We start from the raw sequence: 14,400 nt of genomic DNA on the forward strand, positions 1-14,400 counted from the left end.
TCATAAAACTCGGTGCTAAAAAGCAACCAATTCACACCTGCTGTGATAATAAGCGTGGTGCTCGATCGAGTTCACTTATTAATTGAGCGGCAGGGCGGAAAAACCAAGGAGGAATTTACACATGGCAGTTATTACTATGAAGCAATTGCTTGAAGCTGGTGTTCATTTTGGACATCAAACACGTCGTTGGAACCCTAAGATGAAACCTTACATTTTTACAGAACGTAATGGTATCTATATCATCGATTTACAAAAAACAGTTAAATTAGCTGACAATGCTTATGACTTTGTTAAAAACACGGCAGCTGATGGTGGCGTGATCTTATTTGTTGGGACTAAGAAACAAGCCCAAGATTCAATTGCTGAAGAAGCAACACGTGCCGGTCAATATTTCGTTAACCATCGTTGGTTAGGTGGAACTTTGACGAACTGGCAAACAATTCAAAAGCGGATCGCACGTTTGAAAGAAATCAAACAAATGGGCGAAGACGGTACTTTTGAAAAATTACCTAAAAAAGAAGTTTCTAAATTAAAGAAACAACAAGAAAAACTCGAAAAATTCTTAGGCGGTATCGAAGATATGCCTCGGATCCCAGATGTATTATTCATCGTTGATCCTCGCAAAGAAAAGATCGCCGTTCAAGAAGCACATAAATTAAACATCCCAATCGTTGCAATGGTTGATACAAACAGCGATCCAGATGATATTGATGTGATCATTCCTTCAAACGATGACGCAATTCGTGCCGTTCGTTTGATCACTTCTAAGATGGCTGATGCCATTGTTGAAGGCCGTCAAGGCGAAGAACAAGAAGTGAATGCTGCTGCCGCTAATGCTGAAGAACCTGCTGCTGAAGCAACTGATGAAGTTGCCAGCAACGAAAGCTTAGCTGATTTACAAAAAGCAGTTGAAAACAACAATCGTAATAACTAATTTTATCTAAAACATTGAGGTTGTCTTAAAAGGTCGGCACGTGCAAGCCTGTGTAAGGCAACCTCTTTTTTAAAACTTAAAGGAGGTCGTACCGAATATGGCGACTAAAATTACTGCAGCACAAGTTAAAGAATTGCGTGAAAAATCCGGCGCTGGGATGATGGCAGCTAAAAAGGCCTTAGTTTCTGCTGAAGGTGACATGGATAAAGCAATGGAATTATTGCGTGAAAAAGGTGTCAAAACTGCCGCTAAGAAGAGTGGTCGTGTTGCTGCTGAGGGTTTAACTGACATTGCGATCAATGGCGATACTGCAGCTGTTATCGAAGTTAACTCAGAAACAGATTTTGTGGCAAACAACAAAGATTTCCAAGCCCTAGTGCAATCAATTGCAGATGCAATCGCTGCAAACAAGCCTGCTGACATGGATGCTGCACAAGCCACTAAACTTGCTGATGGCACAACAATTGCAGATGCAGTTGTCAATGCAACGGCGACAATTGGTGAAAAAATCAGTTTCCGTCGGTTCCAATTATTAACAAAAGGTGCTGATGGTCATTTCGGTTCTTACCGTCACATGGGCGGCCGGATTGCTGCCATCACTGTTTTAGATGGCGGTGACGATGCAACAGCAAAAGACGTTGCCATGCACGTTGCAGCAATCAACCCACAATACATTTCTGGTGCAGATGTACCTGCTGAAACATTAGCAACTGAAAAAGCTAAATTAGTGGAAGAAGCTAAAACTGAAGGCAAACCAGAAAAAATCGTTGAAAAAATTGTTGAAGGTCGTTTGAACAAATTCTTAGCTGAAATTTGCTTAGATGATCAAGAATTTATCAAGGATTCAGATCAAACGGTTGCCCAATTTGTTAAAGCCCATAACGGGAATGTCACTGGCTTTGTACGCTATGAAGTTGGTGAAGGAATTGAAAAACAAGAAAAAGATTTCTTGTCTGAAATCCAAAGCGAATTAAATCGTTAATCATTTCTTAAAGGAAGTGAGACCCAACAGATCAGTATTGGTCTGCCAAAAGGCCTATTGATTTAGGTTAAGGTCTCACTTTTTTGATGCCATTTATCATAACTAAATTAGGCCCAAACGTTGGGATATGCTAGAATAGATGTAAAATAGCGGAGGTTAAGCAAATCATGACAGAATTTAAGTATAAACGGATCGTGTTGAAGGTCAGCGGCGAAGCACTTGCTGGCGAAAAAGGCTTTGGCATCAACCCAGATGTTATTAAGGATGTTGCCCAAGAAATCAAGGATGTTTATGATCTAGGCATTCAAATCGCCATTGTTTGTGGCGGCGGTAACATTTGGCGCGGTCAAACTGGTGCTGCAATGGGTATGGAACGGGCACAAGCAGACTATATGGGCATGCTTTCAACTGTAATGAATGCATTAGCATTACAAGATAACTTGGAACAAAAGGGTGTCCCAACACGGGTTCAAACGTCTATCGAAATGCGTCAAATCGCTGAACCTTACATTCGTCGGAAGGCCATCCGTCATTTGGAAAAGAACCGGGTGGTTATTTTCGCAGCAGGGACTGGGAATCCATATTTCTCAACCGATACAACGGCTGCATTACGGGCTGCTGAAATCAATGCAGATGTAATCTTAATGGCTAAGAATAATGTGGATGGTGTTTATTCAGCAGATCCAAATAAAGATGCAGATGCTGTGAAGTATGATTCATTAACACACTTGGATATTATTGACAAAGGCTTACAAGTCATGGATTCAACGGCTAGTTCCTTGTCAATGGACAATGATATTCCATTGGTCGTCTTTAACTTAAATGAATCCGGTAATATTAAACGGGTCGTTGAAGGCGAACAAATTGGGACGACAATTAGGGGGAAAGCATAATGGCAACAGATATTGCATTAACAGAAGCAAAAACCAAAATGCAAAAAGCTGAGGAAGCATTACAACGTGAACTTGGTTCAATTCGTGCTGGTCGTGCAAATGCCAGCATTCTCAACCGGGTCATGGTTGAATATTATGGTGTTCCAACACCGATTAATCAAGTGGCAACGGTCACGATTCCTGAAGCACGGGTTTTAATGATCACGCCTTACGACAAAGGGTTGCTTAAAGAAATTGAACATGCCATTTTGGCATCTGATTTAGGCTTATCACCTGCCAATGATGGTTCTGTGATTCGACTTGTGATTCCACAATTGACACAAGAACGGCGTGAAGAGTTGGCAAAAGAAGTCAAAAAGTCAACCGAGACAGCTAAGATCGCGGTTCGCAATGTGCGTCGTGATGCCATTGAATCGTTACGGAAACGTGAAAAGAGCAATGAATTAACTGAAGACCAATTACACGGGCTTGAAGAAGAAGCACAAAAGCTAACGGATCAATCGACGAAGCGACTTGATGGTATTGCTGCTGATAAAGAAAAAGAAATCTTAACGGACTAAGCTTACAAAAACGTTGCTGATGATTCGGCAGCGTTTTTTTGTAAATTTTTAATTATTCATTGGATTTTAATGGGTAGATAGTCAGACTGGTACATTTTTGATACAATGAGTCTTGGCTTTTATAATTTGACAGGAGGGATTTCTGTGTTCTCTTTTCGGCAAACTGATGATTCAGAGCAAGTTGCGATAGATCCGCAAAGAATACCAGCACACGTTGCCATTATTATGGACGGCAACGGCCGCTGGGCACAAAAGAAGCACCGACCTCGCGTTTTTGGACATAAAGCAGGCGTGGAGACGATTAAACAGATTACAAAACATGCAAGTCATTTAGGTGTGAAAGTTTTAACATTGTATGCCTTTTCGACGGAAAATTGGAAACGACCCGATCAAGAAGTTAATTATTTAATGCAATTACCGGTGGACTTTTTCGACAAATTTGTGCCAGAGTTGGTACGAGAAAACGTCCGGGTTAACGTGATGGGGTATCATGACCGTTTACCAGCTAAAACACAGCAGGCAGTGGATAAAGCAATTGCAGACACTGCGCAAAACAATGGGATGGTGTTGAACTTTGCCTTTAACTATGGCGGGCGCGCTGAAATTGTGACGGCTGTCCAACGAATCGCAACCAAAGTTCAACAAGGGCAATTAGCACCGGCAGATATTTCAGATACAACCTTTTCTGAAGCACTGATGACGGCTCCCTTGGCGCCTTATGCCGATCCAGATTTGTTGATTCGAACCAGTGGTGAGGAGCGGATCTCAAACTTTTTATTATGGCAAATCGCATATAGCGAGCTCGTATTTACCGATCGCTTATGGCCAGATTTCAGTGATCAAGATTTTGATCAAGCAGTTCAAGAATTTCAACAGCGTGACCGGCGTTTTGGTGGCGTCAAAAAATAAGAAAGTGAAGTGAGTGGTTTTATGCGGCAACGCGTGATTACAGCAGTAGTTGCTTTAATTCTCTTTATTCCAATCGTCATTCTTGGGGGCACCATTTTTGATATTATGGCGGTATTATTAGGATTAGTTGGTTTATCAGAGATTTTTATTATGCGAAAGAAGATCATTGTTTCGCTTGAAGCAGCGTTAGGGGCCTTGGCATTACTGGCCATCATGGTACCTGATAGCTGGTTACCGGCAGGTGTCAATCGGTTGTATTTCTTCTATTTATTTATTATGATTTTACTGGTCAATATGGTTTTCTCACGGAATAAAATTAATTTTGATGACGTTGGGGTAACTGTTTTGGCGGCGGCTTATATTGGGACTGGCTTCCATTACTTTATTGCGGCACGTCAAACTGGCTTAACGATGTTACTGTATATTCTATTTGTCATTTGGGCAACTGATATTGGTGCTTATCAAATTGGTCGTAAGCTGGGTAAGCATAAATTAGCACCGCAGATCAGCCCCAATAAAACTTGGGAAGGCTCGATTGGTGGTAGCTTATGTGCCGTGATTATTGGCGGTGCTTTTACCTATTTCGTACCGGAATTGCAAATCTACACTTGGCCACTGATGCTGTTGTTAACCTTATTGTTCTCAGTTGTTGGTCAATTAGGTGATTTAGTCGAATCATCTTATAAACGGTATTATGGTGTTAAAGATTCTGGGAAGATCTTGCCAGGTCATGGTGGTATTTTAGATCGTTTTGATAGTTTATTATTTGTTTTACCAATTTTACATTTGTTCACTTTAATTTAACAAACAGGTGTGATTATTTTGTCATAAAGGGGGCAACTCTGTGGAAACATTGATTGTTTTTATAATTATTTTTGGTGTAATTGTTTTCGTACATGAGTTTGGTCATTTTTATATGGCAAAACATTCAGGGGTCCTTGTACGTGAATTTTCAATTGGCATGGGTCCAAAACTGGTTGCTTGGCGTCGCAATGAAACAACCTATACGTTACGTATTTTACCTTTAGGGGGCTACGTTCGGATGGCGGGGATTGTTGACGAACAGGATGAGTCACTTCAACCCGGCACTGCCGTAACCTTGATTTTAAATGATCAAGCGCAAGTAACGCGGATCAATACCAGTCATAAAGTGACCTTGACGGATGGTATCCCATTTGAAATCGGCCAAGTGGATCTAGAAGATCGCTTGGAGATCAGCGGTTATGCGGACGGTGATGATTCGGTTACGAAAACTTATCAGGTGGATCATGATGCCACGATTATTGAAAGTACTGGTACTGAGGTTCAGATTGCGCCGCGAGATGTTCAATTTCAATCGGCGTCGATTCCGCATCGCTTGTTGATCAATGCTGCTGGTATTTTTAACAATATGGTGCTGGGGATTGTCGCCTTTATTGTGATGGCTTTTTTAGCCGGTGGGATTCCGTTAAATACTACCGAATTAGGTCAAATTCAAGCACATTCTGTTGCCGCAAAGGCGGGCTTAAAGGCTGGTGATCAGATCGTGGCGATCAATGACCATAAGATGAGCACTTTTACTGAAATGGCAACGACAATCAATCGCTATCCTGGTAAGCAGATCACATTGCAAGTGCAACGTGGGACCAAAAAACGCCAGCTTCACGTAACGCCAGCTGTAACCAAGTCAAATGGTAAAAAAGTGGGCTTACTAGGCGTTGCTAGTGCACGTGATAACAGTTTAGCAGGTAAGCTCAAATATGGGTTTACACAGCCTTGGTATATTGTCAGTCAAACGTTTAAGGTGATCGGCGGTATGTTTGTGCACGGTTTCAATATTAATGATTTTGGTGGACCAGTGGCGATGTATGCCATGACATCACAAGCGGCACATAGCGGTGTTCCAACGGTGATCAATTTAATGGCGTACTTGTCTGTCAGTGTTGGCATCATGAACTTATTGCCAATTCCAGCCTTGGATGGTGGTAAAATTATCTTAAACATTGTCGAAGCAATTCGGCGTAAACCGTTGAGTCCTGAAAAGGAAGGGCTGATTACCATGGTTGGCTTCGGTTTAATGTTGTTGTTAATGATTTTAGTCACTTGGAATGATATTCAACGCTTCTTTATTCGCTAGTAGGTATCTTCGATTAAGAAACGGAACTGTGAGGAGTTGAGTTTTGAGAATGGAACAATCAAAACTATTTTCACCGACTTTGAAAGAAACACCCAATGAAACGACGGTTAAAAGTCAGCAGTTATTGTTACGGGCAGGGTATATTCGGCAAGCGTCGACTGGTAATTATGCGTATTTACCGTTGGCTTATCGCGTTTTGACAAAATTAAAACGGCAATTACACCATGAATTAGCGCAAGTCAACGCTGCAGAAATGATGATGCCCACTTTGACTGCGACGACAGAAACTACACCGCTTCAAATGACAGATATTCAAGGACATCAATATGGATTAGGCGCACAGCCCAATGCGGTGTTAACGGATCTGGTGAAGGATCAGTTGAATTCGTATAAAAAGTTACCGCAAGTGTTGTATCATATTCAACCAGCCTTTCAACCTGAAATGTATTTTAATGGGTTACAACATCATCGAGAAATGTTGCAAGCAACTGTTTCGGCATTTTGTGCGACGACGGCTCAAACCGAGCAAGTGACGCGGCAAATTGAAAAAGCGTTTCAGTATGTTTTGACAACTTGTGGTCTGACGTTTAAATTGGTGCAAGCGGCCCAGGACACCACCGCTTTAGTGGTACTGACGGATGTTGGCACACAGACGATTGCTTTTTCAACGGAAAGTGACTATGCTGCCACTGTAGAAGTTGCAACCAGCTTGGATTTGGCAACTGTGGCGGCAACGTCAGCTGAACCACTTGAAAAAATTGCGACACCTGGTGTCAAAACGATTGCGGATGTGGCTGCGTTTCTTAACGTAACGCCTGCTCAAACCGTTAAAAGCATGTTATTTATCGCTGATCAGCAACCTGTTTTGGCCTTGGTGCAAGGCGAGGATGAAGTCAGCACAACAAAATTGCAACGGGCGTTAGGCGCGCAGGCTGTGACGCTGGCAACAGACGATGTGGCGCAACAATTTTTAGGCGCTAATTTTGGTTCCTTAGGACCAATCGGGTTGCCAGATACGGTTCAGATTATAGCCGATCTCCGGCTTAAAGCGTTAACGAATGTGGTGGTTGGTGCCAATCAGGATGGTTATCATTATCAGCATGCAAATTTAAAGCGCGACTTTACGCCGGCAGCATTTGCGGACCTGCGTCTTGTCAGGGAACAAGAACTATCGCCAGATGGTGAAGGGGTCTTAAAGTTTGCTAAGGGCGTTCCAGTTGCGACGCTAGCCAAGTTAGGGACACGTTATAGCGAAGCCCAGCAGGCAACATTCTTAGATGAAAATGGTCGCAGTCAATTTTTGACACTGGGGACTTACACATTTGATTTTACGAACTTGTTCAATGTATTGGCCGCACAATGGTCTGATGTGCAAGGGCTAACTTGGCCGCAGGCAATTGCACCATTTGATATCCATGTGATCCCCGTTAATGTCAAAAATAAGGCGCAAGCTGATCTTGCTGAGACAATCACGTCGATGCTAGAAACAGCGGGTTATCACGTGTTACTGGACGATCGTCAAGAACGTGCTGGTGTTAAATTTGCTGATTCAGATTTGATTGGCATCCCAATGCGGATCACCGTGGGTAAAAAGGCGGAAGATGAGATTGTTGAAATCAAATTACGTCGTACCGGAGCAGTGATCGAAGTTCAGAAATCGGAAGTTGTTGCGAACATTGAGATCTTATTACAGCAATTAACCGCAGAAAATAACGATTAGTCGTTGTAAAGATGAGACAGGTACCGCTTGTCTCATCTTTATTTTTTAGAAATAGAAAGGATGGCTAATTTGAGTCTATCAAAGGTCGAATTATTTACAAAACTATTGGATCAGATCCACTATCAGCCCGTTACAGACGCCTCAGTATTTAATGAGGCTCAGGTAACGCAAGTGATCGTGCATCAAAAGTCGCGCGTTTGGCAATTTGAATTTGAGCTTGCTGATATTTTGCCTTATCAGGAATTTATTAATTTTGGGCAACAATTGCAGCAAGGCTTTACGGATATTGCGAAGGTTGATTTTTCAATTAAAACGCGCCAAGCGACGTTGACCAATCAAAACTTAGGGGATTATTGGACCTACGTGGTGAAGACCAGTGGGATTCAATCACCGTTGGTACAAGACCTTTGTCAAAAAGGGCAGCCCTATTTGGAAGATAAGCGGGTGTTGTTGTTAGCTGAAAATGAAGTGATTCAAAAGTTTTTAACCACCCAGGCATTAGGGCCAATTGAGGAAGCATATCACAAGGCTGGTTTTCCGAATATTTCAATTCATACGTTAATTGATGAAACAGCGTCGCAGCAAAAAATTGAAGAATTTAAAGCTAACAAAGCAAAAACCGATGCAGCACTCGCCCAACAAGCGGCTGTTAATTTAAAAAAAGCGGCCAGTCAACGTGAAAAGAAGCAGGCCGACGAAGGTGCAGTTGAAGGACCAGTGGCCATTGGTCGTCCAATCAATGCCAGTAATCAGCAGCAACGGATGGTAGAAATCAATGAAGAAGAAAATAATTTGGTTTTAGAAGGTTATGTTTTTGATGCTGAAATTCGCGTGTTACGCTCAAAAAGACAATTACTGATTTTTAAATTCACAGATTATACATCTTCCTTTACGGTTAAAAAGTTTTCTCGAAATGATGAGGAGGCTGCGCTTTTTGCTGCTGTTAAAAAAGGAATATGGGTTCGTGTCAAAGGTAGTATTCAAGAAGATAGTTTTATGCATGACTTGGTTTTAAATGCCCGAGATATTCAAGAAATTCAACATGCGACACGTCAAGACCAAGCACCGGCAGAACATAAACGGGTTGAATTTCATTTGCATAGTAATATGAGTCAAATGGATGCCACGAATAGTATTAGTGATTACGTGGCACAGGCTGCCAAGTGGGGCCATTCGGCAATTGCTATCACGGATCACGGTGCTGTACAAGGCTTTCCGGAAGCCTATGCGGCAGGTCAAAAAAATAAAATCAAGATTTTATACGGGGTTGAAGCGAATGTCGTCGATGATGGCGTACCCGTTGCCTATAATTTAGAACATATCTCATTATTGGACCCAGAAACAGAATATGTTGTATTTGATACGGAAACCACAGGTCTATCAGCCGTTTATGATTCAATTATTGAATTAGCTGCCGTTAAGATGAAGGGGAGCGAAGTGATCGCGGAGTTTGAAGAATTCATCGATCCGGGACATCCGTTATCAGAAACGACGATTAATTTAACGGGCATCACCGACGAAATGGTTCGCGGCCAAAACACCGAAGAAGCAGCATTTGAAAAATTTCAGGCTTTTTATCAGGGTTGTGTCTTAGTCGGTCATAATGTCACATTTGATATTGGATTTTTAAATGCTGGCTATGAACGACACGGGCTAGGTGAAGTAACCGTGCCAATTGTTGATACGTTGGAACTGGCGCGCTTTTTGCATCCTGAATTTAAAAATCATAAGTTGGATTCGTTGGCCAAGCGGTTTAAAGTCAGTTTGGAACACCACCATCGGGCAAATGCTGATGCGGAATCCACCGGCCATTTAATGTATATTTTCTTAAAAGATGCAGCGGCGCGCTTTGATGTTCAGTACCTCGATCAACTGAATGATCATGTTGGGGAAAATGATGCGTATAAACAGGCTCGGCCATTTCATGCCGTGTTACTTGCACAAACGCAAACAGGATTGAAAAACCTATTTAAGTTGGTTTCAGCTTCTATGGTGAATTATTTTTATCGTGTGCCTCGGATCCCCAGAAGTTTAGTGAGTCAGTATCGTGAAGGTATTTTAGTGGGTTCTGCTTGTAGTAATGGGGAAGTCTTCACGGCAATGATGCAAAAAGGGTCAGCAGCAGCTCGTAAAAAGGCGCGCTTTTATGACTATTTAGAAATTATGCCAAAGCCAGTTTATGCACCATTATTGGAACAAGGCTTGGTCAATAATAACGATGACTTAGAAGATATTATCCGAAAAATTGTTCAAATTGGGACTGATTTAAATATTCCTGTTTTAGCCACAGGGGATGTTCATTATCTGAATCCGGAAGATAAAATTTATCGTAAAATTTTGATCAATTCACAAGGTGGTGCGAATCCACTGAATCGCATTAACTTACCAGATGTTCATTTTAGAACGACAGATGAAATGTTACAAAGCTTCCAATTCTTAGGCCCTGCCGTTGCGCAACAAGTGGTTGTCACGAATCCCCAACAAGTTGCGGCACAAGTTCAGGACATTACGCCAGTTAAAGAAAAACTTTATACACCTGAAATGCCAGGTGCTAATGATGAAATTCGCGATCGTACTTATAATACGGCCCATGCGTTGTACGGGGATGAACTGCCTGAGATTGTGGCAGCGCGCATTGACAAAGAGTTACAAAGTATTATTGGAAATGGGTTTGCTGTTCATTATTTGATTGCCCAAAAGTTAGTGCATAAAAGTATGAAGGACGGCTATCTGGTTGGTTCACGAGGGTCGGTTGGCTCTAGCCTGGTGGCTTACTTAGCGGGGATCACGGAAATCAATGCGTTACCGCCACATTACCGCTGTGCGGAATGTCATTATACAGAGTTCTTCAATAAAGGGGAATATGGTTCAGGCTATGATCTGCCAGATAAAAACTGCCCGAACTGTGGGGCAGAATTGGCGAAAGATGGTCACGATATTCCATTTGAAACGTTCTTAGGGTTTACTGGGAATAAGGTCCCTGATATTGATTTAAACTTCTCCGGGGATTATCAGCCGATTGCCCATAACTATATGAAGGTATTGTTCGGTGAAAATAACGTTTTTCGGGCCGGAACGATTGGTACGGTTGCAGATAAAACCGGTTACGGTTATGTTAAAGCGTATGAGCGAGACACTGGTCAAACATTACGTGGTGCGGAGATCGATCGGTTAGCGAAGGGCACCACCGGTGTTAAACGCACGACAGGTCAGCATCCCGCCGGTATTTTGATCGTACCAGATTATATGGATATTTATGACTTTACACCGATTCAATACCCAGCCGATGACCAAAGTGCACCTTGGCGAACCAGTCACTTTGATTTCCATTCGATTCATGATAATATTTTGAAAATGGATATTTTAGGCCATGATGATCCGACCATGATTCGTAAGCTGCAAGATTTATCAGGCATTGAACCGACTTCGATTCCGCCAGTGGATCCTAAGGTCATGTCACTTTTTTCCGGCACCGATGTATTAGGTGTGACACCTGAACAGATTTTTTCAAAAACAGGTACGTTAGGGATTCCTGAATTTGGGACGCGGTTTGTACGTGGAATGTTAGAAGAAACCAAACCCACCACGTTCTCTGAATTATTACAGATCTCTGGTTTGTCTCACGGCACTGATGTGTGGTTAGGGAATGCGGAAGAATTGATTCAAGCAGGTACCGTCACATTAAAAGATGTTATCGGCTGTCGGGATAACATTATGTTGGATTTAATTCACTATGGGATGGAAGCCTCGCTTGCATTTAATATTATGGAACGTGTGCGGAAAGGTCGCGGGATCCCAGACGATTGGCAGCAGGCCATGCGGGATAACGAACACGTACCCGCTTGGTATATTGATTCATGCTTGAAAATCAAATACATGTTCCCGAAGGCCCATGCGGCAGCTTATATTTTAATGGCCTTGCGCGTGGCTTATTTTAAAGTCTATTATCCTGTTCTTTATTATGCGGCATACTTTACGGTGCGGGCAGATGATTTTGATTTGGTTGCCATGGCTCATGGCAAAGATGCCGTGAAAGCGTCGATGAAAGAAATTACGGATAAAGGCATGGAAGCCTCTACAAAAGAAAAAAATTTACTAACGGTTTTAGAAATCGCAAATGAAATGTTGGAACGTGGATATCGTTTTGAAATGGTCAATGTTGAAAAGTCAGATGCATCAGAATTTTTAATTGAAGCAGATGGCAAAACATTATTGGCACCTTTCCGAGCAGTTCCAAGCTTAGGATTAAGCGTGGCCAAACAAATCGTTGCGGCCCGTGAAGAAAAGCCCTTCCTCTCAAAGGAAGATTTGAGCAAACGCGGAAAAGTTTCAAAAACGTTAATTGAGTATTTAACGGACAATCATGTTTTAGATGGCATGCCAGATGAGAATCAATTGTCACTGTTTGACATGATGTGATCAGGCCCTTCAGGTAATGCAAGCCCGTAGTTGCGCGGATTGTTTGAATATGCTATACTAATTACAGTATTTGAGACTTGAGTAGGGAGTGAGCAGGGATGCTCGCTCTTTTTATTGGTTAAAATCCCGGACTCGTTTCAGAGGAGCTATTTAAAGGAGGCGTCAGCGTGAGTTCAGTCGTTGAGACAATTCAAAATGTAGCCGAGCCTATTGTAACGGCATTACATTTTGAACTCGTGGAGGTTGAGTTTGTTAAAGAAGGGAAAGATTGGTATCTAAGAGTTTATATTGATAAGCCAGGGGGCATTAACGTTGAAGAATGTGCCCAGGTCAGTGATCTATTAAGCGAAAAGTTAGATACGTTAGATCCCGATCCGATTCCTCAAGCCTATTTCTTAGAGGTCTCCTCACCTGGCGCCGAACGGCCGCTTAAAAAAGAGGCCGACTATCAGCATGCTATTGGTGAGTATATTCATATTTCCTTATACCGACCGGTTGCTGGCGCAAAAATTTATGAAGGTACCTTATTGGCCGTGACGCCGGAAACATTAACATTACAAATTAAAATTAAAACGCGCCGTAAAGAGCTAACGTTTGAACGTCAAACAATTGCTCAGGCCAGACTTGCGATTGAATTTTAGCTGGAAAGGAAATTTTAAAATCCATGAATAAAGAAATGCTCAGTGCGTTAGATGCATTGGAAAAAGAAAAAGGCGTTAAAAAGGAAGTTGTTGTTGAAGCAATGGAAGCAGCCTTAGTTTCTGCATACAAGCGGAACTATGGTCAAGCGCAAAACGTTGAAGTCGATTTCGATGAAAAAACAGGCAACATCCATATTTATGCCGTTAAAGAAGTCACAGAAGAAGTCTTTGATTCACGCTTGGAAGTTGCTTTAAAAGAAGCGTTGACCATTAACGAGGCTTATGAGATCGGTGATGAGATCCGGTTTGAAGTCACACCAAAAGACTTTGGCCGTATTGCGGCACAAACCGCCAAGCAAGTCATTTTACAACGGGTTCGTGAAGCAGAACGTAACATTATTTATGATCAGTACATTAAATATGAAAATGAGATCATGCAAGGGGTCGTTGAACGCCGGGATAGTCGGTACATTTATGTTAATTTAGGGAAGATCGAGGCGATTTTATCACGCAACGATCAAATGCCCAATGAACATTACGAACCACATGATCGCATTAAAGTATTTGTGACAAAAGTCGAAAATACACCGAAAGGACCGCAAGTACACGTGAGTCGGACCCACCCTGATTTGGTCAAGCGGTTATTTGAGCAAGAAGTACCTGAAATTTTTGATGGGACAGTTGAAATTGTATCGATTTCTCGTGAAGCTGGTGATCGGACTAAAATGGCCGTTCGTAGTACTGATGCCAACGTCGATCCTGTTGGGACCTGTGTCGGGCCACGTGGTCAACGGGTGCAGGCGGTTGTTAACGAATTAGCAGGTGAAAACATGGATATTATCGAATGGGTCGATGATCCCGCTGTTTACATTGCCAATGCGTTGAACCCGGCTCAAGTGGTGGATGTTTGGTTTGATGATGAAAACGATAAAGCGGCAACTGTGATCGTACCGGATTATCAATTGTCACTGGCCATTGGCAAACGCGGCCAAAATGCACGTTTAGCTGCAAAGTTAACGGGCTTTAAGATTGATATTAAATCTGAAAGTGAAGCTGAAGAAGCGGCTGTACAGGCCCCCGCTGCAACGGCAACAGCGGATGACACTACAGCAGCCCCTGAAGCATCTGAAGCGGCACCAACAGCTGAAACTGCTGAAGTGCCTACAACAGATCAAGCAACGTCTGATGGGACCGATGAACAAGCGGACTAATGGAGGCGAAATAAA

General features: G+C 42.4%; 11 protein-coding genes. All 11 read left to right on the forward strand.

All coding sequences use genetic code 11. From position 1 onward, the window contains the following. Window positions 1–121: 121 nt before the first annotated feature. The 11 genes from rpsB (at window position 122) to nusA (ending at window position 14,385) form a co-directional block, all read left to right on the forward strand. Entirely contained in the window at window positions 122–934 is an 813-nt protein-coding gene (gene rpsB, locus FC07_RS10990) for a 30S ribosomal protein S2 (RefSeq protein ID WP_057905154.1), read from the forward strand. 97 nt (window positions 935–1,031) lie between these two features. Beyond that, window positions 1,032–1,916, forward strand: coding sequence for a translation elongation factor Ts (gene tsf, locus FC07_RS10995; protein ID WP_057905155.1), 885 nt, complete (start codon window positions 1,032–1,034; stop codon window positions 1,914–1,916). A 167-nt stretch (window positions 1,917–2,083) separates the two neighbouring features. Further along, window positions 2,084–2,809 carry a UMP kinase gene (gene pyrH, locus FC07_RS11000; RefSeq protein ID WP_057905156.1) on the forward strand — a complete coding sequence of 242 codons (726 nt, stop codon included), beginning with the start codon at window positions 2,084–2,086 and terminating at the stop codon, window positions 2,807–2,809. After that, complete coding sequence (gene frr, locus FC07_RS11005) at window positions 2,809–3,369, forward strand: ribosome recycling factor (RefSeq protein ID WP_057905157.1); 561 nt, start codon at window positions 2,809–2,811, stop codon at window positions 3,367–3,369. The genes pyrH and frr overlap by 1 nt, the downstream gene beginning before the upstream one ends. Before the next feature lie 144 nt (window positions 3,370–3,513). Further along, window positions 3,514–4,278 (forward strand): isoprenyl transferase, encoded by a 765-nt coding sequence (locus FC07_RS11010; protein WP_057905158.1) that lies wholly within the window; start codon window positions 3,514–3,516, stop codon window positions 4,276–4,278. Window positions 4,279–4,299: 21 nt separating this feature from the next. Then, window positions 4,300–5,082 carry a phosphatidate cytidylyltransferase gene (locus FC07_RS11015; protein WP_057905159.1) on the forward strand — a complete coding sequence of 261 codons (783 nt, stop codon included), beginning with the start codon at window positions 4,300–4,302 and terminating at the stop codon, window positions 5,080–5,082. Between the two features lie 40 nt (window positions 5,083–5,122). Beyond that, window positions 5,123–6,394 carry an RIP metalloprotease RseP gene (gene rseP / locus FC07_RS11020; RefSeq protein ID WP_057905160.1) on the forward strand — a complete coding sequence of 424 codons (1,272 nt, stop codon included), beginning with the start codon at window positions 5,123–5,125 and terminating at the stop codon, window positions 6,392–6,394. 49 nt (window positions 6,395–6,443) lie between these two features. Next, window positions 6,444–8,114: a proline--tRNA ligase gene (gene proS / locus FC07_RS11025; RefSeq protein WP_057905161.1), complete on the forward strand. Its 1,671-nt coding sequence runs from the start codon at window positions 6,444–6,446 to the stop codon at window positions 8,112–8,114. A 69-nt stretch (window positions 8,115–8,183) separates the two neighbouring features. Then, window positions 8,184–12,533: a PolC-type DNA polymerase III gene (locus FC07_RS11030; RefSeq protein WP_057905162.1), complete on the forward strand. Its 4,350-nt coding sequence runs from the start codon at window positions 8,184–8,186 to the stop codon at window positions 12,531–12,533. Between the two features lie 167 nt (window positions 12,534–12,700). After that, a complete protein-coding gene (rimP, locus tag FC07_RS11035) occupies window positions 12,701–13,174 on the forward strand; it encodes a ribosome maturation factor RimP (protein WP_057905163.1) in 474 nt (157 codons plus the stop codon). 23 nt (window positions 13,175–13,197) lie between these two features. Continuing rightward, complete coding sequence (gene nusA / locus FC07_RS11040) at window positions 13,198–14,385, forward strand: transcription termination factor NusA (protein ID WP_057905164.1); 1,188 nt, start codon at window positions 13,198–13,200, stop codon at window positions 14,383–14,385. Window positions 14,386–14,400 lie beyond the last annotated feature (15 nt).

The sequence above is a fragment of the Loigolactobacillus bifermentans DSM 20003 genome, assembly GCF_001434575.1.
Lineage (GTDB): Bacteria > Bacillota > Bacilli > Lactobacillales > Lactobacillaceae > Loigolactobacillus > Loigolactobacillus bifermentans.

Excerpts from the sequence above, each read along its gene's own strand:
- rpsB (WP_057905154.1), top strand. The coding sequence starts at position 122 with ATGGCAGTTATTACTATGAAGCAATTGCTTGAAGCTGGTGTTCATTTT.
- tsf (WP_057905155.1), top strand. The coding sequence starts at position 1,032 with ATGGCGACTAAAATTACTGCAGCACAAGTTAAAGAATTGCGTGAAAAA.
- pyrH (WP_057905156.1), top strand. The coding sequence starts at position 2,084 with ATGACAGAATTTAAGTATAAACGGATCGTGTTGAAGGTCAGCGGCGAA.
- frr (WP_057905157.1), top strand. The coding sequence starts at position 2,809 with ATGGCAACAGATATTGCATTAACAGAAGCAAAAACCAAAATGCAAAAA.
- FC07_RS11015 (WP_057905159.1), top strand. The coding sequence starts at position 4,300 with ATGCGGCAACGCGTGATTACAGCAGTAGTTGCTTTAATTCTCTTTATT.
- proS (WP_057905161.1), top strand. The coding sequence starts at position 6,444 with ATGGAACAATCAAAACTATTTTCACCGACTTTGAAAGAAACACCCAAT.
- nusA (WP_057905164.1), top strand. The coding sequence starts at position 13,198 with ATGAATAAAGAAATGCTCAGTGCGTTAGATGCATTGGAAAAAGAAAAA.